The 19,271-nt window shown below is 64.1% G+C and carries 18 protein-coding genes; 10 read left to right on the forward strand and 8 right to left on the reverse strand.

From position 1 onward, the window contains the following. The first annotated feature begins 48 nt into the window (after nt 1-48). The 3 genes from ACXJ16_RS05485 to ACXJ16_RS05495 are packed head-to-tail and all read left to right on the forward strand — an operon-like array spanning nt 49 to nt 3,001. A complete protein-coding gene (locus tag ACXJ16_RS05485) occupies nt 49-1,365 on the forward strand; it encodes an MFS transporter (RefSeq protein WP_054438843.1) in 1,317 nt (438 codons plus the stop codon). Then, a complete protein-coding gene (cysK, locus tag ACXJ16_RS05490; protein WP_185997451.1) occupies nt 1,362-2,279 on the forward strand; it encodes a cysteine synthase A in 918 nt (305 codons plus the stop codon). The genes ACXJ16_RS05485 and cysK overlap by 4 nt, the downstream gene beginning before the upstream one ends. 2 nt (nt 2,280-2,281) lie before the next feature. Continuing rightward, the gene (locus ACXJ16_RS05495) at nt 2,282-3,001 is read left to right on the forward strand and encodes a dienelactone hydrolase family protein (RefSeq protein ID WP_463921556.1); all 720 of its coding nucleotides are present in this window, start codon (nt 2,282-2,284) and stop codon (nt 2,999-3,001) included. 53 nt (nt 3,002-3,054) lie between these two features. On the opposite strand, the gene ACXJ16_RS05500 is transcribed toward ACXJ16_RS05495, so the two are convergent. The 3 genes from ACXJ16_RS05500 to ACXJ16_RS05510 all read right to left on the reverse strand — a co-directional run bounded on the left by ACXJ16_RS05500 (nt 3,055) and on the right by ACXJ16_RS05510 (nt 5,237). Next, nucleotides 3,055-3,306 (reverse strand): hypothetical protein, encoded by a 252-nt coding sequence (locus ACXJ16_RS05500; RefSeq protein ID WP_463921558.1) that lies wholly within the window; start codon nt 3,304-3,306, stop codon nt 3,055-3,057. A 438-nt stretch (nt 3,307-3,744) separates the two neighbouring features. Continuing rightward, nucleotides 3,745-4,122: a phosphoribosyl-AMP cyclohydrolase gene (hisI, locus tag ACXJ16_RS05505; protein ID WP_054438839.1), complete on the reverse strand. Its 378-nt coding sequence runs from the start codon at nt 4,120-4,122 to the stop codon at nt 3,745-3,747. A 335-nt stretch (nt 4,123-4,457) separates the two neighbouring features. After that, on the reverse strand, nt 4,458-5,237 hold the full coding sequence (locus tag ACXJ16_RS05510; RefSeq protein ID WP_324695010.1) for a ComF family protein: 780 nt from the start codon (nt 5,235-5,237) through the stop codon (nt 4,458-4,460). A gap of 106 nt (nt 5,238-5,343) precedes the next feature. Here ACXJ16_RS05510 and ACXJ16_RS05515 point away from each other — a divergent pair, with 106 nt between their 5' ends. Further along, nucleotides 5,344-6,102 carry a class I SAM-dependent methyltransferase gene (locus tag ACXJ16_RS05515; protein ID WP_185997456.1) on the forward strand — a complete coding sequence of 253 codons (759 nt, stop codon included), beginning with the start codon at nt 5,344-5,346 and terminating at the stop codon, nt 6,100-6,102. Nucleotides 6,103-6,153: 51 nt separating this feature from the next. Here ACXJ16_RS05515 and ppdK read toward each other — a convergent pair whose 3' ends face one another. The 3 genes from ppdK to ACXJ16_RS05530 form a co-directional block, all read right to left on the reverse strand. Next, nucleotides 6,154-8,817 carry a pyruvate, phosphate dikinase gene (gene ppdK, locus ACXJ16_RS05520; RefSeq protein WP_132468784.1) on the reverse strand — a complete coding sequence of 888 codons (2,664 nt, stop codon included), beginning with the start codon at nt 8,815-8,817 and terminating at the stop codon, nt 6,154-6,156. A gap of 60 nt (nt 8,818-8,877) precedes the next feature. Beyond that, complete coding sequence (gene glyS / locus ACXJ16_RS05525) at nt 8,878-10,962, reverse strand: glycine--tRNA ligase subunit beta (protein WP_324695006.1); 2,085 nt, start codon at nt 10,960-10,962, stop codon at nt 8,878-8,880. A gap of 120 nt (nt 10,963-11,082) precedes the next feature. After that, nucleotides 11,083-11,988, reverse strand: a complete 906-nt coding sequence (locus ACXJ16_RS05530; RefSeq protein WP_132468782.1) for a glycine--tRNA ligase subunit alpha — start codon at nt 11,986-11,988, stop codon at nt 11,083-11,085. Nucleotides 11,989-12,167: 179 nt separating this feature from the next. Between ACXJ16_RS05530 and ACXJ16_RS05535 the strand changes: the two genes are divergently transcribed. The 5 genes from ACXJ16_RS05535 (at nt 12,168) to ACXJ16_RS05555 (ending at nt 15,971) form a co-directional block, all read left to right on the forward strand. Then, nucleotides 12,168-13,127, forward strand: a complete 960-nt coding sequence (locus ACXJ16_RS05535; protein ID WP_324695003.1) for a TraB/GumN family protein — start codon at nt 12,168-12,170, stop codon at nt 13,125-13,127. A gap of 3 nt (nt 13,128-13,130) precedes the next feature. Further along, nucleotides 13,131-13,985 (forward strand): TraB/GumN family protein, encoded by an 855-nt coding sequence (locus ACXJ16_RS05540; protein ID WP_324695002.1) that lies wholly within the window; start codon nt 13,131-13,133, stop codon nt 13,983-13,985. A 151-nt stretch (nt 13,986-14,136) separates the two neighbouring features. Next, nucleotides 14,137-14,748, forward strand: coding sequence for a 50S ribosomal protein L25/general stress protein Ctc (locus tag ACXJ16_RS05545; protein ID WP_054438835.1), 612 nt, complete (start codon nt 14,137-14,139; stop codon nt 14,746-14,748). 87 nt (nt 14,749-14,835) lie between these two features. Next, the gene (gene pth, locus ACXJ16_RS05550) at nt 14,836-15,405 is read left to right on the forward strand and encodes an aminoacyl-tRNA hydrolase (protein WP_324694998.1); all 570 of its coding nucleotides are present in this window, start codon (nt 14,836-14,838) and stop codon (nt 15,403-15,405) included. 182 nt (nt 15,406-15,587) lie between these two features. Continuing rightward, the gene (locus ACXJ16_RS05555; RefSeq protein WP_463921561.1) at nt 15,588-15,971 is read left to right on the forward strand and encodes a PEP-CTERM sorting domain-containing protein; all 384 of its coding nucleotides are present in this window, start codon (nt 15,588-15,590) and stop codon (nt 15,969-15,971) included. A 51-nt stretch (nt 15,972-16,022) separates the two neighbouring features. Here the strand turns inward: ACXJ16_RS05555 and ACXJ16_RS05560 are convergent, their stop codons facing one another. Beyond that, entirely contained in the window at nt 16,023-17,552 is a 1,530-nt protein-coding gene (locus ACXJ16_RS05560; RefSeq protein ID WP_324694993.1) for a tetratricopeptide repeat protein, read from the reverse strand. Nucleotides 17,553-17,692: 140 nt separating this feature from the next. Between ACXJ16_RS05560 and ychF the strand changes: the two genes are divergently transcribed. Beyond that, nucleotides 17,693-18,793, forward strand: a complete 1,101-nt coding sequence (ychF, locus tag ACXJ16_RS05565) for a redox-regulated ATPase YchF (RefSeq protein ID WP_132468778.1) — start codon at nt 17,693-17,695, stop codon at nt 18,791-18,793. 22 nt (nt 18,794-18,815) lie between these two features. On the opposite strand, the gene ACXJ16_RS05570 is transcribed toward ychF, so the two are convergent. Then, nucleotides 18,816-19,232: a MerR family transcriptional regulator gene (locus ACXJ16_RS05570; RefSeq protein WP_132468777.1), complete on the reverse strand. Its 417-nt coding sequence runs from the start codon at nt 19,230-19,232 to the stop codon at nt 18,816-18,818. Nucleotides 19,233-19,271 lie beyond the last annotated feature (39 nt).

Genomic DNA, 19,271 nt, shown 5'->3' on the forward strand with positions numbered 1-19,271 from the left:
ATCGTTCCGCATGAGCGGCATGTCTTGGCAATGCTTTGACATGCTGCCATGCAGCGATCCGTGAGCACGATCCAGCCCCCCAGCCCGTCCGCCCCGAGTTCCGGGCCGGAACCTTCCTCGCCCCTGCGCATCGCCGATTATCGCAAATTCTGGCTCGCCCGCTTTGCGGTCGTCTTCGCCTCTACCGGCATGGTCGTCATCATCGGCTACCAGCTCTACGACGTGGCCCGCACCGACTACGGCATGTCGATCGCGGAAGCCTCGTTCCAGCTCGGCCTGCTGGGCTTTGCACAGTTCCTTCCGATCTTCCTGCTGACCCCGGTGGCAGGCGTCATTGCCGACCGATTCGACCGGCGGAAGGTTGCGGGTCTCGCCATGGCGGTCGACATCCTCGTCGCCATCGGCCTGGCCCTCGTCACCGAACTCGATCTGCGCAGCCTGCCGGTCCTTTACGTCTTCGCCGCGCTCCACGGCATTGCGCGTGTCTTCGTCAGCCCGTCGATGACCGCGATCGCGCCGAACATCGTTCCCACCAGCCTCATTCCCCGCGCGATCGCCTTCAACTCGATCGCCATCGAGGCCGGAACGATCATCGGCCCGGCCGCCTTCGGCTTCCTCTTCGCGCGCCACCACGCAACGCCGTACTGGATCGCCGCCGCGCTCATGGCGGTGGCCGCCTTCAGCATCACCAGCATCCGCAATCTGCCGCCGGTTCCCAAGGATGCGCGCCGGGATCATCCGATCCGCCAGATCGTGGACGGCTTCCACTTCATCTGGCGCGAGCGCTTCCTGCTGGGCTGCATCACGCTCGACCTTTTCGCAGTGCTGCTCGGCGGGGCGACCGCCCTGATGCCCGTCTTCGCACGCGATATTCTCCATGTCGGCCCGGAGGGCCTTGGCCAGATGCGCGCTGCAACCGCTGCCGGTGCCGCCATTGTTGCGCTCTGGCTCTCGTTCAGGCCGCTGGCCAAAAACGTCGGCGTGAAGATGCTGCTGTCGGTTGCGGCTTACGGTGCGATGACGGTGGGCTTCGGTCTTTCGCGCAGCTTCGTGGTGTCGCTGGGCTTCCTCGCCATGCTCGGCGCGGCCGACATGATTTCGGTGTTCATCCGCAGCTCGCTGGTCCAGCTGCGCACGCCGGACGACAAGCGCGGCCGCGTTTCGGCCATCTCCGGCCTTGCCATTTCTGCATCGAACGAGCTGGGCGAGATGCAATCCGGGGTGGCCGCAGCCCTGCTTGGCGCCACCGGGGCTGTTGTCTTCGGCGGCGGCGCTGCCATAGTCATTACCGCAATCTGGGCCTGGAGCTTTCCGGAGATCCGCCGTGCCCGTACCTTCGCACCACGATGGGAGCATGAGACATGAAGGCCGACAGCATCCTCGCCACGATCGGCAATACCCCGCATATCCGCCTATCACGGCTGTTCCCCGACCATGAAGTCTGGGTAAAGGCCGAACGCACCAATCCCGGCGGATCGATCAAGGACCGCATCGCGCTGGCCATGATCGAGACTGCGGAAGCCGAAGGCACGCTCAAACCCGGCGGCACGATCATCGAGCCGACTTCCGGCAATACCGGCATCGGCCTTGCCATGGTTGCTGCGGTCAAGGGCTACAAGCTCGTGCTGGTCATGCCCGAATCGATGTCGATCGAGCGCCGCCGCCTCATGCTCGCCTATGGTGCGACCTTCGATCTCACCCCGCGTGAAAAGGGCATGAAGGGCGCCATCGAGCGCGCCAGGGAACTCATCGAGACCACGCCCGGCTCGTGGATGCCGCAGCAGTTCGAGAATCCGGCCAACATCGCAGTCCACGTGAAGACGACCGCGCAGGAAATCCTTGCCGATTTCGCCGAAACGCCGATCGACGTGCTGATCACCGGCGTGGGCACCGGCGGCCACCTGACCGGCTGCGCGGAAACGCTCAAGCTGACCTGGCCCACGCTCAAGGCCTATGCCGTCGAACCTACCCTCTCCCCGGTCATCTCGGGAGGCCAGCCTGGGCCGCACCCGATCCAGGGCATCGGTGCCGGCTTCGTGCCTGCCAACCTGCACACCCAGTCGATCGACGGTGCGCTTCAGGTCGATCCGGCGGATGCCAAGGAATGGGCACGCCGCTGCGCCACCGAGGAAGGCATGCTCGTCGGCATCAGCTCGGGCGCAACGCTTGCCGCCATCGCGCAGAAGCTGAAAGAATTGCCTGCTGGCAGCCGCGTACTCGGCTTCAATTACGACACCGGCGAACGCTACCTGTCGGTGCCGGACTTCCTGCCGGAGTGACCATGCTCGAAACGATTGCCTACAGCCACGCCGGTCAGGATCTGACCGGCCACCTGGCGCGTCCCGAACAAGACGCGCGCGCTGCCGTGGTCCTGTTTCCGACGATAGCGAACGTCAACGCGGCCATGGAACGGCGAGCGGCGATGCTGGCCGATCTCGGCTACCTCGTCCTGATCGCGGACTTCTATGGCGAGCATGTCGCCAGCTTCGAGGCATCGTTCCCGATGGCCGAGAAGCTGCGCGCCGACAACGGGCATTACCGCGCCCGGATCGCGGCGGCCATCGCTGCGCTGCGGGCCGTTCCCGAGGCCGCCGGGCTGCCGCTGATCGGCATCGGTTACTGCATGGGCGGTCAGGCCGTGCTCGAAGCTGCGCGGGATGGGCAGGACCTGCTCGGTGCCGTGAGCTTCCACGGAACGCTCTCCACGATCAACCCAGCCGAACCGGGTGCGATCAAGCCCCGTATCCTCGTCTGTCACGGCGATGCCGACCCCCTTATCCCGCGCGAGCAGGTGATCGGCTTCTGGGAAGAAATGGACCGCGCCGGCGCCAATTGGCATTTCCATGCCTATTCCGGTGTCCGTCACGGCTTCACCGATCCCGGCAGCGACGAACGCGGCATGGCCGCGATCGGCTACGATGCCAGTGCCGACCGGCAGAGCTGGGCAGCAATGCTCGCGTTCTTCGCCGAGATCCTGGGCTTCGACGAAGCGCGGGGATGATCCTCGATGCCGTGGCCGCCCCTCGGGACGGCCACGGCATCGGTTTCAGCGCGTCAGCAGCCGCGTGACTTGCCGTCCTCCGGGCGATGGCCACCCCAGTCTCCGTGGCCCTTTCCGGGCCTGCCGCCGCCCCACTTGTCGCCATGCGGGTTACCGCGCCCGAAGAGCCGCGCGAAATGGTCCCGGAACGCGTGGTTTCCACCGAAGCGGTAGGATTTCGCCGAGGCGCGCGGGTTGACGATGGATGCGGATGACTTGGTATCCGCCATTGCAGCGGTCGGCACGGCCATAAGGCCGGCCGTCACGGCAGCTGTCAAAGCTCTGTGCTTCATTTGCTTCCCTTCCATTTCCATACGCCCCGAACGCCTCGCAGGCGCCCTGCTCCCTTTGCACACCCCTTCAGGTCCGGCATTCATCGCGAATGACGGAAGTAGGGGCGAGGCCAGGCGACAGCCATCGGCCGGGGCACGAAACGCCGGCTGAAGCCTATAACAATGTTCGTTTTTTATGGGACGGGTGCGGCCGGAAACGGCCCTTGCACCCTGTCACCCTGGATAGTCGCTTGGCCGTTCGCGTGTTGCGAGCCGATTGCGACGACTTGTCCGTTCCATCCGCTCAGCCGAAGATGCTGAAAACTCGGCTTAATACGGTTAATCCTGGACGAATGGCCAGCAAGTGCATGTTCTTACGGAAAAACACGCGTCCCTGCATTTAAAGGATTTTCCGGGTTAATCCTGAAACAGTTAACCATCCACGGGCGAAAGCGAATCGCCTTCCAATGCACGGTAAAAGCAACTGCGGGCGCCGGTGTGGCAGGCCGGGCCCTGCGGAGTGACCCTCAGCTCGATCGCATCCTGATCGCAATCCACCCGAATCTCGTCGATCCGAAGGAAATGGCCCGATGTTTCACCCTTGAGCCAGAGCTTCCCGCGCGAACGCGAATGGAAATGGGCAAGGCCGGTTTCGCGGGTCTTCCGAAGCGCTTCCTCGTTCATGTACGCTACCATCAATATCTCGCGAGTCTGCGAGTCGACGGCGATGGCGATCAGCAAACCTTGCGCGTCGAATCGCGGAAGAAACGCTTTTCCGTGTTCCCGTTCAGCCTTGGTTACTTCGGACATGCCGGAAATTTCCCTGAATTGAATACATTGAACGTGGTTGTTGCACGATAACCACAGCCGTTGACCAAAATCCTCGTAGCCCCGCGACGCCTCTTTTCAACCCCCGGGTTTCGTAGGATTGTCGGCCTGCAGCTGGGGGGCTGCTTCTGACCCACAGGTCGCTGAGATACAAGCGCCACGGTTCAGGGAAAGACTGGAATACACTACGGGTGGTCTGGTTCAGTTGAATGAGGGATCGGGCCAGGCGGCCGACAGGGGGACCGCCGAACTGCGAAAGCAGGGTCCAACAGTTTCGTCACGAGGACGCCCGGAGCCACCAGCTCCGGGCGTTTTCGTTAGAGCCCTTCCTCAAATGGTACTTCGCGATCTCCTCCGCGCGTATGCTCCAGTGCTTCGTCCAGAACGCGTGCGAAACAAGCGATCACAACTTTGGCGGCACCGCCCCGCTTGAGCGCGGAAACGCAGGCATCGCTCGTCGCGCCACTGGTGAGCACATCATCCACAAGCAAGACCTTCGCGCCCTTCAGCCGATCCTTCCTCTTGCGGTGAACCCCGATCGCCCCCGAAAGCGCTCTCCGCCGAGCCTTCTTTCCCAGTCCACCAAGCGATGGAGTCGCCTTGCGGCGCTCAAGCAGATCGATGACAAGCACGCCGCCGGCCACTGCCGATATTTCCCGCGCCAGTTCGGCCGCCTGATTGTAACCTCGCCTCCAAATCCGCCAGCGATGCAGGGGAACCGGGACGACCAGCCAATCCTCTTCGACGAAGGGCAACTTGGCGCTCATCAACCTGCTCATCAGTTTCGCATGCGAGAGGCGATTGCCATGCTTCAAGGCCAGTACCAACTTGCGCGATGCCTCATTGTACAATGTCGCCGCGGCGATCCCGTCATGTCGGGGCGGATCGCCAAGACACGGCGCGCAGGTTGCCCCCTGTGGCACCCCGCCGCCAAACGGGCGTGAACACGCAGCACAGCTCGGCTCTCCGGGAATCGCCAGCTCCATCCAGCACGGCGGGCACAGGCCGCCATGCGCGATCAGTCCGTCGCCGCACAAAGGACAGCGCGGCGGAAATACAAGGTCGACGACCGGCATCACGGCCTGAGCGAAGGACATGCGCCGATGCTTACCCGCCGGAACCAGGGCGGCAAGCTACAAGGTGTTAACCCACTTGCACGAAGCGCAGTTGCGCCGAAGCGCGAGACGCGGCAGTTGGGCGGCCATGGCCAGCAAAGCTCCCCCCCGCATCTTCTCGCCCGACCGCCGCCTCGCCGCCCGCCGTCGCGCCCTCGTCCTCCAGCGGTCGCCAGACGCCCCCCGCTACCTGCTTGAGGACATGGTAGAGGATGTTCCCGAACGCCTTTCGTTCCTCCGCTTCGAACCCCGGCGCGCCCTCGTCGTGGGGGACTGGACGGGCAACCTTGCGCGCAACCTTCGCGCCAGCGGCGCGGAAGTCACGGAAGTGGATCCGGTCCACGGCTTCGACGAGGAAGCGCCCTACCCCTTCGACGGTTTCGATCTGATCGTCAGCCTTGGCACGCTCGATACCGTGAACGACCTTCCCGGCGCGCTTATCCATATCCGCAAGGCCCTGGCGCCGGGTGGACTGATGATCGCGAGCTTCCTGTCGCTGGGAAGCCTGCCGGTCCTGCGCGAAATCATGCTCGCAGCCGATGGGGATCGCCCCGCCGGACGCGTTCACCCGATGGTCGACGTGCGGGCGGGCGGGCAATTGCTCCAGCGCACCCTGTTCGCCGATCCGGTGATAGACCACCGCCCGCTCCAGGTTGGCTTCCGCAGCTTCGACCGGCTGATCGCCGATATCCGGGCCCAGGCCGCGGGCAGCGTGCTGGCCGACCCGGGGCCGGCTCTGGGCAAGGCGGCGCGGGCGCGGGCGCTGGAGGCGTTCGAAGCAGCCGGCAAAGATGGCCGGACTGTCGAACGCTTCGAGATATTGACCCTATCGGGCTGGAAAAAATAAGAAAAAGGCCGGGGCTTCCACCCCGGCCTTTTCTCTTTCGCGCGAGCCGCTTCAGGCCAGAGCGGCCTGGGCCGCTGCGAGACGTGCAATCGGCACGCGGTACGGCGAGGCACTGACGTAGTCGAGCCCGACCTTCTCGCAGAACGCGATCGAAGCGGGATCGCCGCCATGCTCGCCGCAGATGCCGAGCTTGAGATCAGCATAAGTCGCACGGCCACGCTCGGCACCGAGCTGCACCAGCTGGCCGACACCCTCGATATCGAGGCTGACGAACGGATCGCGCGGGTAGATACCCTTTTCGACATAGGGGCTGAGGAAGCGCGCGGCATCGTCGCGCGATACGCCCAGCGTGGTCTGCGTCAGGTCATTGGTGCCGAACGAGAAGAACTTGGCCTCCTCGGCGATCTCACCGGCCATGAGCGCTGCGCGCGGCAGTTCGATCATGGTGCCCACGAGATAGTCGAGCGTGCGGCCCTTCTCGGCGAAGACCTTCGCCGCAGCCTCGTCTACCACCTTCTTGAGGATCTGCAGCTCACGCTTGGTCGCGACGAGCGGGATCATCACTTCCGGCACGATCGCCTCACCCGAAGCCGCTGCGACTTCGCAGGCGGCCTCGAAAATGGCGCGCGCCTGCATCTCGTAGATTTCGGGGAAAGTGATGCCAAGGCGGCAACCGCGATGGCCGAGCATCGGGTTGAACTCGTGCAGTTCGTCCGCACGGCGCTTCAGCGTGTCCACACCGATGCCGATCGTTTCCGAAAGCTCCGCGAACTCGGCATCGCCGTGGGGCAGGAACTCGTGAAGCGGCGGATCGAGCAGGCGGATGGTGACCGGCAGGCCGGCCATCACCTCGAAAATCGCGATGAAGTCCGCGCGCTGTTCGGGCAGCAGTTTCTCCAGCGCCGCGCGGCGACCGGCCTCGTCCTCGGCCAGGATCATCTGGCGCACGGCCGAAATCCGGCCCGCGTCGAAGAACATGTGCTCGGTACGGCAAAGACCGATGCCTTCGGCGCCGAACTGACGGGCCATCCTGCAGTCGGCCGGCGTCTCGGCGTTGGTGCGCACCTTCATGCGGCGGTGCTTGTCGGCCCAGACCATCAGCGTGGCGAAATCGCCCGCCAGTTCCGGCTCGATGGTCGGTACTTCGCCGGCCATGATGTCGCCGGTGGCGCCGTCGAGCGTGATCACGTCGCCTTCCTTGAACTCGCGCGAGCCCATGCGCAGGGTGCGGGTCTTCATGTCGATCGAAAGGCCCGAAGCGCCGGAAACGCAGGGACGGCCCATGCCGCGCGCCACCACAGCCGCGTGGCTGGTCATGCCGCCGCGCGCGGTGAGGATGCCCTTCGCGGCATGCATGCCGTGAATGTCTTCAGGCGAAGTCTCGACACGGACGAGGATCACCGCATCGCCGCGCTCGGCGCGTTTTTCAGCGGTATCGGCATCGAGCACAATCGCACCCGAAGCCGCGCCCGGCGAGGCCGGAAGGCCCTTGCCGAGGATGTCGCGCGGCGCCTTGGGGTCGAGCGTGGGGTGCAGGAGCTGATCGAGCGCCATGGGATCGACCCGCAGGATCGCGGTGGATTCGTCGATCAGGCCTTCTTCCACCATGTCCACCGCCATCTTCAGCGCGGCCTTGGCGGTGCGCTTGCCCGAGCGGGTCTGGAGCATCCAAAGCTTCGTGCGTTCGACGGTGAACTCGATGTCCTGCATGTCGCGGTAGTGCTTTTCGAGCAGCTCGAACACCGCGGCCAGTTCGCCATAGGCGTCCGGCATCGCTTCTTCCATCGACAGCGGCTTTGCCCCTGCCCGCTCGCGCGCAGCCTTGGTCAGGTACTGCGGGGTGCGGATGCCGGCGACGACGTCCTCGCCCTGCGCATTGACCAGCCATTCGCCATAATAGGCCTTTTCGCCGGTAGCCGGATCACGCGTGAAGGCAACGCCCGTGGCCGATGTATCACCCATATTGCCGAAGACCATGGCCTGCACGTTTACCGCAGTTCCCCAGTCGCCGGGAATGTCGTTCAGGCGGCGATAGACCTTCGCGCGGTCCGAATCCCAGGAATCGAACACGGCCTGGATCGCGCCCCAGAGCTGCTCATGGACGTCCTGCGGGAACGGGCGGCCGAGTTCTTCCTCGACGATGCCCTTGTATTCCTTGACGATGGCGCGCCAGTTGTCGGCGGTCATCTCGACATCGTTCATGTAGCCGTTGTCTTCCTTGGCGATCTCGAGCGCTTCCTCGAAGCGATCGTGATCGAGGCCGAGAACGACGTCGGAGTACATCTGAACGAAACGGCGATAGCTGTCCCAGGCGAAACGATCGTCGCCCGAGGTCTTGCACAGGCCTTCGACGGTATCGTCATTGAGGCCGAGGTTGAGGACGGTATCCATCATGCCCGGCATCGAAACGCGCGCGCCCGAGCGGACCGAGACCAGCAGGGGATCTGCGGCATCGCCGAAGTTCTTGCCCACGGTCTTTTCGATGTGGGTGAGCGCTTCGGCTACATCGGCGCGCAGCAGGTCCGAGAAGTCACCGCCCTCGGCGAGATACTTCACGCACTCTTCAGTGGTGATGGTAAAGCCGGGGGGCACCGGAAGGCCGATACCCGCCATTTCAGCGAGGTTCGCACCTTTGCCGCCGACGACGACCTTGTCACGGGCGCGGGCATCTTCATGCTTAACACCGCCGCCGAACGTGTAGACCTGTCTGCTCATCTATCCCCTGACTTTCCTGTCCTGGTTGATAAAAGTTTCACGAGTTTCAGGGAAAGCTCCCTAGCCCTCGATCCTCGAAAAATCCGCAACATTGTGCACTGCAGCACGGAACCGATCAAGCAAGGCCAGCCTTGCATGGCGCTTTACCGGGTCGCTGTCGTTGACGATGACCTGATCGAAGAAAGCATCGATCGGCGCGCGGAGCGTGGCCAGCGCGGACATGGCCGAAGCGAAGTCCTCTGCCTCCACCGCCCGTGCGGCCTGAGGTTCAGCCGCCGCCACCGCGCCGAGAAGCGCCTGTTCGGCAGCCTCGGGCGCGTAGGTCACGTCCTGCTGCGCGGCGTAGACGCCCTTCATGTCGGGATGGTCGACGTTTTCCATGGGATCTTCGTCACCCGAGGGATCGACCTTATCCTTCCAATCTTCCTTGCGCAGGATATTGGCCGCGCGCTTGTAGCCGGCAAGCAGGTTCACGCCGTCGTCCGTGGCGACGAAAGCCTGAAGCGCATGAACGCGGGCCAGCAGGCGGACGAGATCATCCTCGCCGCCCAGCGCGATCACCGCGTCGATAAGGTCGTGCCGAACGCCCGCTTCCTTCTGCTGCACCTTGAGGCGGTCCACGAAGAAATCGAGCAGATCGCTCTCGGCAACGCCGAAGCGCAAGCGGTTGTCCGTGATGAGCCGTATGATGCCCAGCGCCGCCCGGCGGAGCGCGAACGGGTCTTTCGAGCCGGTCGGCTTCTCGTCGATCGCAAAGAAGCTGCGGAGCGTATCCAGCTTGTCCGCCAATGCCACAGCTACCGTTACCGGCGCGCTGGGAACTTCGTCGCCCTGCCCGACCGGCTTGTAGTGATCGCGGATAGCATCGGCCACGGCGTTGGGAAGACCTTCAGCACGGGCATAATAACCACCCATAAGCCCTTGAAGTTCAGGAAATTCCCCCACCATTTCGGTGACCAGATCGGCCTTGCAAAGTTCCGCCGCCTGGCGCGCGAGCGCCGGATCGCAGTTCGGGACGATGCCTTCGGCTGCCAGCCATTCCGCCAGCTTGGCCACCCGCTCGACCTTGTCGGCGACAGTGCCCAGCTTCTCGTGGAAGGTGATCCGCTCGAGCTTCTTCGCCTGCTCCGACAGCAGCGTCTTGCGGTCCTGCTGCCAGAAGAAACGAGCATCCGACAGACGCGCGGCCAGCACCTTGCGGTTACCGTCGACGATGGCTGCACCGCCATCGGTGGCGACGATATTTGCCGTACAAATGAAGGCGTTGGCCAGAGAACCTGCAGCATCTTCGCAAACGAAATACTTCTGGTTCACGCGCGCGGTCAGCTGGATAGTCTCGGGGGGAACCTCGAGAAAATCTTCCTCGAACCGGCCGAGCAGCGGCACCGGCCATTCGGTCAGGCCCGCGTTCTCGATCACCAGTCCTTCATCCTCGACCAGCACGAGCCCCGCAGCCTCGGCCGCCTCACGCGCCTTGGTGCGGACGATGTCCTGCCGTTCCTCTTGGTTCACAAGGACATGGGCGAGGTGCAGCTTGTCGGCATAGTCATGCGCGCCGCCGATGGTGATCTCGCCGGGGGCGTGGAAACGGTGTCCAAGCGTTACGTAGCCGGACGCGATGCCGCCCACTTCGCACGCCACGAGCTGTTCACCGAAGATCGCGACGATGCCGGAAAGCGGACGCACCCAGCGCAGCGATTCGGTGGAGATCGAGGCGGCGCCCCAGCGCTGCGACTTGGGCCACGGGAAGTTGCGAATGATCGCGGGGATCACTTCGGCAAGCACCTCGGCCACGGCGCGGCCGGGCTTCTCGACGACGGCAAAGTAGGTATCCTTGCCTTTGAGATCGCGAACTTCGAGCTGGTCCTTGCTCAGCCCGGTCTTGCGCAGGAAGCCTTCCAGAGCCTGTTCGGGCGCACTGGTGGCCGGCCCCTTGGTCTCTTCGCGGACCGCTTCGGTGGCAAGCGGCAACCCGTGCGCGATCAGCGCCAGGCGGCGCGGGGTGGACCAGACGGTCACTTCACCCACGGTGACGCCGGCCGCCGCCATGTCCTTGCGGAACAGCTTTTCGAGATCGGCGCGGGCGCCAGCCTGCATGCGGGCCGGGATTTCCTGCGAGCGGAGTTCGAGAAGGAAGTCGGTCATGTCAGTACGCCGTTTGACGGGTTGATGGGGCAGCTGCGGCGTCGTTCGACGAGCTCAGGACGAGCGGGGCCGGAAATGCGGCATTTGCCTCATTCCGCTCAGTGCGGGGCTGCCGAGGCCTCATACCGTCCACCCCGGGAACCTGGCTTCCCATTCGGCCTTGTTCTTCTCGATCCACGCCTCGCACGAACCTTTCGCCAGATCACGCACGCGGCCGATATAGCTGGCCCGTTCCTGCACGGAGATCACGCCGCGTGCCTGAAGCAGGTTGAAGAGATGGCTGGCCTCGATCGCCTGATCGTAGGCGGCGAGCGGGATTTCCGCCTCGATGCAGCGCATGCATTCAGCCTCGGCGGCCTTGAAGCCGGCGAAGAGTGCTTCGGTGTCGGCGATCTCGAAGTTGTACTTCGACATCTGCTGTTCGTTGGCAAGGAAGACGTCGCCGTAGCTCACGCCCTCGTTGTTGAAGCGCAGGTCGTAAACGCGGTCCACGCCCTGGATGTACATGGCGAGGCGTTCGAGCCCGTAGGTCAGTTCCCCGGCTACCGGCTTGCAGTCAAACCCGCCGACCTGCTGGAAATACGTGAACTGCGTCACTTCCATGCCGTCGCACCAGACTTCCCAGCCAAGGCCCCAGGCGCCCAGGGTCGGGCTTTCCCAATCGTCCTCGACGAAGCGGATGTCATGCGCCAGCGGATCAACGCCGATCTCGGCGAGGCTGGCGAGGTAGAGTTCCTGGAGATTCTCCGGGTTCGGCTTCAGGATCACCTGATACTGGTAATAGTGCTGAAGCCTGTTCGGATTCTCGCCGTAGCGGCCGTCGGTCGGACGGCGCGAAGGCTGGACATAGGCAGCTTTCCAAGGCTCAGGCCCAAGCGCGCGAAGCGTCGTGGCCGGATGGAAAGTACCTGCTCCCATGCGCATGTCATAGGGCTGAAGAATAAGGCAGCCTTGCGCGCTCCAGAAATTGTGGAGCGTCAGGATCATGTCCTGGAAGCTGAGCGGCTGTTTGGCGGCGGTCGACATCGAAATCCCGTCAAATCTCTTGGCTGCGCGGCCTTTGGCGGATCGAACCGGGCAAATCAACCGCGCAAGCCGCACTAAAATGACAGTTACCGCTACCTCAAACGACGACCTGCCGTTATCTCCCGGCCAGTCGAAGTCCGTTAAGGCCCTGTTTGCCCCTCTCCTTCCATGGAAACGCGATGATCTTTTCCAGCAAGACCCGGCCCGGCATGGGTGCAAAAACATCATGGGGCATCGCCGCCACCGCCTCGTTTTTCCTGTTCGCCGCGCCTCCCGCGCTGGCGCAGACCGCCACTCCGGCAGTCTCCGCTCCCGTGTCGGAAACCGCAGTTCCCGTTCCGGCACGGCCGGCGATGTGGAAGATCGCCGACAAGGACACCACGATCTACCTTTTCGGCACGATCCACATCCTCCCGCAGAACGCCGCATGGTTTCAGGGCCCCGTGCAGCAGGCATTCGAGTCGGCAGACCTGCTGGTGACGGAGACCATGCTCGATTCGCCCGCAACGCTTGAGAAGGTCTTCGTGGACCGGGGAATGCGGCATGACGGCAAGACCCTGCGTGAGAGCCTGGCACCTTTGGAGCGCACCAATTTGGAAAAAGGGCTTTCCAATCTTGGACTTCCGGCAGAAACCTTCGATGCATTCCAGCCTTGGTATGCGGGTCTTCTCCTGTCCCTGCTGCCGCTGAAGGCAGCGGGATACGATCAGGCGAACGGCGTGGAAACGCAGATCGAAGCCAAAGCCGCGTCCAGCGGGATCGCCCGGCACCCGCTCGAAACGGCGGACTACCAGATCGGTCTTTTCGCCGACCTGCCCGAAAAGAGCCAGCAACGCTATCTGGCCGAAGTGCTCGAGCAGCTTCCCACCCTGCGCGAGGATATCGCCAAGGTTGTGGAGGCATGGAAACTGGGCCGGGCGGACGAACTGGCCAAGCTGCTCAATGAAGACGAATCGGACGAACTGATGCGCAAGGCGCTCATCACCAACCGTAACAGGAGCTGGGCCAAGTGGCTGAAGACCCGGCTCTCGCAGCCTGGGGTGGTCTTCGTGGCGGTGGGTGCGGGACATCTTGCAGGCAAGGGCAGCGTGCAGGACCAGCTTGCCAAAGCCGGCATCCGTTCGGTGCGGGTACAATAACCGATGAGGCGCGCCGCCCTCCCCGCGCTTGCGGCTCTGGCGCTGTTCGCATGCAGTCCGGCGCCCGAGGCCGCCAATCCGGCGCTCTGGCGCGTGGAAGGGCCGCACGGCGAGGTAGCCTGGCTCTTCGGCACGATCCACAGCGCCGAGCGCCCATTGCAATGGCAGACCCCGAAAGTACGCGAAGCAATGGACGCAGCCGACACCGTCATGGTGGAAGTTGCCAATCTCGCGAATGAGGCTGAAGTGGCGGCCACATTCGCGCGGCTTGCCCGGAGCGAGGGAGAGCCGCCCTTGTCCAGCCGGGTCGCGCCGGACAAGCGCCCTGCGCTTGCCGCACTGCTCAAGCGAGGCGGCTATTCCGATGGCGATTTCGCCGCGATCGATACCTGGGCCGCGGCCCTCACCATCGCTCAGGCGGGGGCCGACAAGGATCAGGCCCGCAACGGCGTGGACCGCGCCGTCATGGTGGCCGCAGGCAACCGGCCCGTGATCGAACTCGAAGGTGCCGCCCGGCAACTGGGCCTGTTCGACGCATTGCCCGAACGGGAACAACGCGAACTGCTCGCCGCCGTCGTCACCGAAGCGCAGAGTTCGGACAGCGACATCGCTGCAAGCTGGCGCGAAGGCGACATGGCGCGGATCGAGGCGGAAACCCGCAAGGGCCTGCTTGCCGACCCGGAACTGCGTACGGTTCTTTTCGTCGGCCGGAACCGGGACTGGACAGGCAAGGTCTCCGCCGCCATGCGGCAGGGCAAGCGCCCGTTCGTGGCGGTCGGCGCCGCGCACATGGCAGGCCCGGAAGGACTGCCGGCGATGCTGGCCGGGCAAGGGTACAAGGTGACCCGGATCGAGTGATGCCCATGCGCCGGGCGCTTGCATTTCCGCCCATTTCACATTAAGGGCGCGCGCTTCCCGTCATGGTCATCCCTGGAGGCGTGGCGGGACGGTATGGATCGGCAAGCGGTCCCTATCCGATTTTTATCCAGTTTTCGAAAGGCAAGTCCACATGAGCGATACGCTTAACCTGCCGGCCGAGACGCGTGATCGGGCTGGCAAGGGAGCCTCCCGTGCTCTGCGTCGCGATGGCCGCGTCCCCGCCGTTGTCTATGGCGGCAACGAAGAACCCCTCGCGATCCACGTCGAGGAAAAGGAGCTGACCCGTCAGCTCATGACCGGTCACTTCTTCAACTCGATCATCGAAGTCGAAGTGGGCGGCAAGACCTACCGGACGCAGCCCAAGGACGTTGCCTTCCACCCCGTTTCGGATCGTCCGCTCCACGCTGACTTCCTGCGCGTCGTCAAGGGCGCGACTGTGCACGTCAACGTGCCGGTCGTCTTCGCCAACGAAGACGCCTCGCCGGGCCTGAAGCGCGGCGGCGTGCTCAACATCGTTCGCCACGACCTCGAACTGGTCTGCGACGCCGAGAAGATCCCGCACGAGATCGTTATCGACGTGACCGGCTTCGAAGTGGGTGAATCGATCCACATCAGCCACGTCAAGCTTCCGGCCGGTGCCGAGAGCGCGATCACCGACCGCGATTTCACCATCGCGACGATCGCTGCTCCCTCGGCTCTGAAGAGCTCGGAAGGCGACACGGCCACGACCGAAGCCGAGTAATCGGACGGTCAATCAATCGGCCCCTCCCGCCCCGGCCAGCCCGGCGCGCGGGAGGGGCCTTTTGTCATTCTGGGGACCAGGAAAATCATGCAGCTTTGGGTCGGCCTCGGTAATCCCGGACCGCAATACGTCTTCAATCGCCATAACGTCGGCTTCATGGCCGTCGATGCGATCGCCGAAATCCATGGCTTTGGTGCTGTCCAGAAGAAGTTCCTGGGCTGGTCGCAGGAAGGCCGCATCGGCACACAGAAGATCCTCCTGCTCAAGCCCGCCACTTTCATGAACGAGAGCGGCCGCGCCGTTGGCGAAGCCATGCGCTTCTACAAGCTGGCTCTTTCCGACCTGACCGTATTCCACGACGAACTCGATCTGCCGCCGTTCAAGGTGAAAGTGAAGCACGGCGGAGGCCATGCGGGACACAACGGCCTGCGCTCGATCGACCAACATCTCGGCGCCGATTTCCGCCGTGTTCGGCTCGGGATCGGGCACCCCGGACACAAGGACCGCGTAAGCGGCTACGTCCTCGGCAACTATGCCAAGGCCGAGATGGACCCGCTCGCAGACATGCTGGGCGCCATTGCCGGCGAAGCGGACCGGCTTTCGGCGGGCGACGATACCCGCTTCATGAACGACGTGGCACTGCGCCAGCAGGATTGAAACTGGTGAGTCTGATTAACTGATTTTCATGCGGGATGCGCGTCGGGTTAGTTTACACAATCGTTATCAGCTCTGACGCGTTAACCAACGAACTCCGTATAAAAACGTATCTGGCACGTGCCTTGCGTATTCCTTGGCAACCCAATCGGGGGCAACCCATTCGGGCAACAAGGGGAATACGAATGCTCCGCAAGACCATGCTCGTCCTGGCGCTTACCGCCGGCAGCACCCTCGCCTTCAGCACGCCGGCACTGGCCACCTGGGGCAAGGACAAGAACCATACGCACTACTGCAACTGCGGTCACTCTGCCGGAAACAAGCAGTGCGGCTCCAGCAGCACTTCTGGCGGCACCACCTCCACTTCGGGTGGCACGACCACGACTTCCGGCGGCACGACCAGCGGCGGAACCACGACGTCAGGCGGTACGACGACGTCGTCGGGCGGCAGTTCGGGCGGCTCAACTTCGGGCGGCAGCACCGATGTTCCCGAGCCCGGCATGCTTGGCATGATGGGCATGGGCCTCCTCGGCCTCGCCTACGCGCGCCGTCGCAAGGCTCGCGCCTGATCACGCGGGCCGGCCCCGCTCATCCGCGCATGACATAGCCGCTGCCGGCGCTCAGCCGGCGGCGGCTTTCGCCTTTGCAAGGTCGCGCGCTATGTCCTGGTTGCGCGGATCGGCTGCGGCCGCAGCCTCAAGAAGCCTTCGCGCAGCTGGAATGTCGCGGCCTGCTTCCAGACGAACGACCCCCGCCGTACGCAGGCAGTCCGGATTGTCGGGATCGGCGGCCAGCGCCCGGTCGGCATAGGCGAGCGCCTCCTTCGCCCGGCCCAGTCGCAACGAGGCAAATGCCAGTCGCTTGAGCACTTCGGGGTCTTCGCCCTGCCCGAGCAACGGAAGATATATAGCCACGGCACCGGACCAGTCCTGCGCAGCCAGCGCCGCCTGCCCTTTGTCGGCCTGCGCCATCGCAGCCTTGAGCCTCACCGGATCGAGCCGCGCCTTCAATACCTCCGCCTGGGGATCGCCCACCGATCTGGCAGCCTCCTGCGCCGCATCGAGGATTTCCGGCCGCGCCAGCGCGCTCGCCGCAAGGGGGCGCAGCGTCTCCCACGCCCCACCCGCATCGCCCGTCGCCAGTTGCGCCTCGCCCAGTCGCAGCCGCGAATAGGGGTTTCCGGGCTGGAGCAGCAGGGCGCGGCTGAACATGACGCGCGCCTGTTCGGCCTGGCCAAGATGAAGCAAGGCCTCCGCGTAAGTCATGCCGAGCCCGGAGGACGGATCGAGCTGCGTATCGCGCCCTTGCAGCGCGAGGCGTATTTCCTCCCACTTCCCCTTCTCGGAAAGCAGCTGGATGTAAAGATCATCGACAGCGGGATCGCCTGCCGCGATCTTCTGCGCCTTCAGGACAACGGCCATGGCCTCATCGACCCTGCCTTGCGCGTCGTAGGCATTGGCGAGCGCCAGCATCGGCACGACACGGGCGGGAAAGGCGGAGACCGCCTTTTCATAAGCCGCAATCGCAGCGTCGGTCCGGCCGCGCTCATTCGCAAGATCACCGGCCAGAACCAGCGTGTTGTACGCGCCGGGAGCGAACGATTGCATACGGGCAAGAATGCGCTCCACACCGCCAAGATCGCCGGTTTCCAGCCGATAGCGGGCATAGGCCACGGCCAGGGCAATATCCTTTCCCGCCGCCATGCCCTTGTCGAAGGAAGAAACTGCGCCGCGCTCATCACCCAGCGCAAGGCATGCCTGAGCGCGCATGTTCCACGCCTCCGTGCTGCCGTCGCCCGCAAGCAGGCGCGTGGCTTCGCCCGGGCGACCTTGCAACAGGGCGATCCCCGCCTTGAGCCGAAGCACGGAAGCGCCCCCGCCACCACCACCGGCCCGCAAGAGACGTCCGAGCGCGCGCTCGGCGGACGCGGGATCTCCAAGCGCAATCTGCGTGCGCACCAACAACGCCAGAGCCGCGCGATTTCCCGGCTCATCCTCCAGCGCGGAAATCAGCGCGGCACGGGCGCCCTGATAGTCCTGCTCCGCATAGCGCACCTGCGCCGTGTCGAGCTGGCCAGCGGCATCGTCACCACATGCGGTCAGCGAGACCGCGACCAGAACGGCAAGCGACAGGCGAACGAGCGGCTTCATACCCTGCCCCTTAAAGCCAAGCCCTGAAGTTTCCGTGAAGCCTCTCGTGCAAACACTCTTGCAAACAGGCGTCACGGTAACTGGTAAAGCGGGCAGACAGGCGCTAAGGCGCGGCCCATACATTTATTCCGGAGTAAAAGATGGGTTTCCGTTGCGGAATCGTGGGTCTGCCCAATGTCGGCAAGTCGACCTTGTTCAATGCGCTGACCGAGACGCAGGCGGCGCAGGCGGCCAACTATCCGTTCTGCACCATCGAGCCGAACGTCGGCCAGGTCGGCGTACCCGACCCGCGCCTCGATCAGCTCGCCTCGATCGCGGGATCGGCGAAGATCATCCCGACGCAGCTTTCCTTCGTCGACATCGCCGGCCTTGTGCGCGGCGCGTCGAAGGGGGAAGGCCTCGGCAACCAGTTCCTCGGCAACATTCGCGAAGTGGATGCCGTCATCCACGTCCTGCGCTGCTTCGAAAACGACGACATCCAGCACGTCGACAACAAGGTCGATCCCATCGCGGATGCCGAAACGGTCGAGACCGAGCTGCTGCTTTCCGATCTCGAAAGCCTCGAAAAGCGCGTCCCCGCCGCCCAGAAGAAGGCGACGCAGGGCGACAAGGAATCGAAGATCATCGCCTCCGTCCTCGGGCAGGCGCTGGAACTGCTTCGCGAAGGCAAGCCCGCGCGCCTGACCCAGCCCAAGGACGAGGACGAGGAACGCGTGTTCCGCCAGGCCCAGCTCCTCACCGCGAAGCCGGTGCTCTACGTCTGCAACGTGGAAGAAGAAGCCGCTGCCGAAGGCAACGAATTCTCCGCCCGCGTCTTCGAGAAGGCCAAGGCGGACGGCGCCACCGCCGTGATCGTCTCGGCTGCGATCGAATCGGAACTCGTCGGCATGGAAGCAGAGGAGCGCATGGTCTTCCTCGAAGAGATGGGCCTGCACGAAACCGGGCTCGCACGGATCATCCGCGCCGGCTACGAACTGCTCAACCTGCTGACCTTCTTCACCGTCGGCCCGAAGGAAGCGCGTGCATGGACCGTGCACAAGGGCGCGAAAGCTCCCGAAGCCGCAGGCGAAATCCACTCCGACATGCAGCGCGGTTTCATCCGCGCCGAAACCATCGCCTATGACGACTACGTTGCGCTGAACGGCGAAGCGGGCGCCAAGGAAGGCGGCAAGCTGCGCCAGGAAGGCAAGGAATACGTCGTCCACGACGGCGACGTGATGCACTTCCGGTTCAACGTCTGATCGATACCATCGTCGTCCCGGATCAGGTCCGGGACGACGAATTGTCCTCGAACGCCTCGAGGATCGGGCAAGGTCCGATGTCCGACCCCGCACATTCCCGCGCCAGCTTTCGCAGCGACTGGCGGGCCCCCTCCAGTTGAGCGATCTCCTGATCCAGGTGAACCAGCCGCGCCTGCGCCATCTCCCGCGCTCTTGGCCGGTCGCCGGTGTGATCGAGACTGATGAGCTCGGCGATCTCGTCGAGGATAAACCCCGCCGCCTTGGCTGAACGGATGAAGCGCAGACGCTTCACGTCCTCCTCGCCGTAGTGCCTCTGCCCACTGACACCTCCCGTTGCAGCCGGACGAGGGTCGAACAGCAGCCCCTTGCGCTGGTAGAAGCGCACGGTTTCAACGCCGACGCCGCTAGACCGGGCAAGTTCAGAAATCGTCAAAGCCATGCTTGACTCCGTACCATGGTACGGGAGCTATAAGCCGTC

Source organism: Novosphingobium sp. TK71 (genome assembly GCF_055361505.1).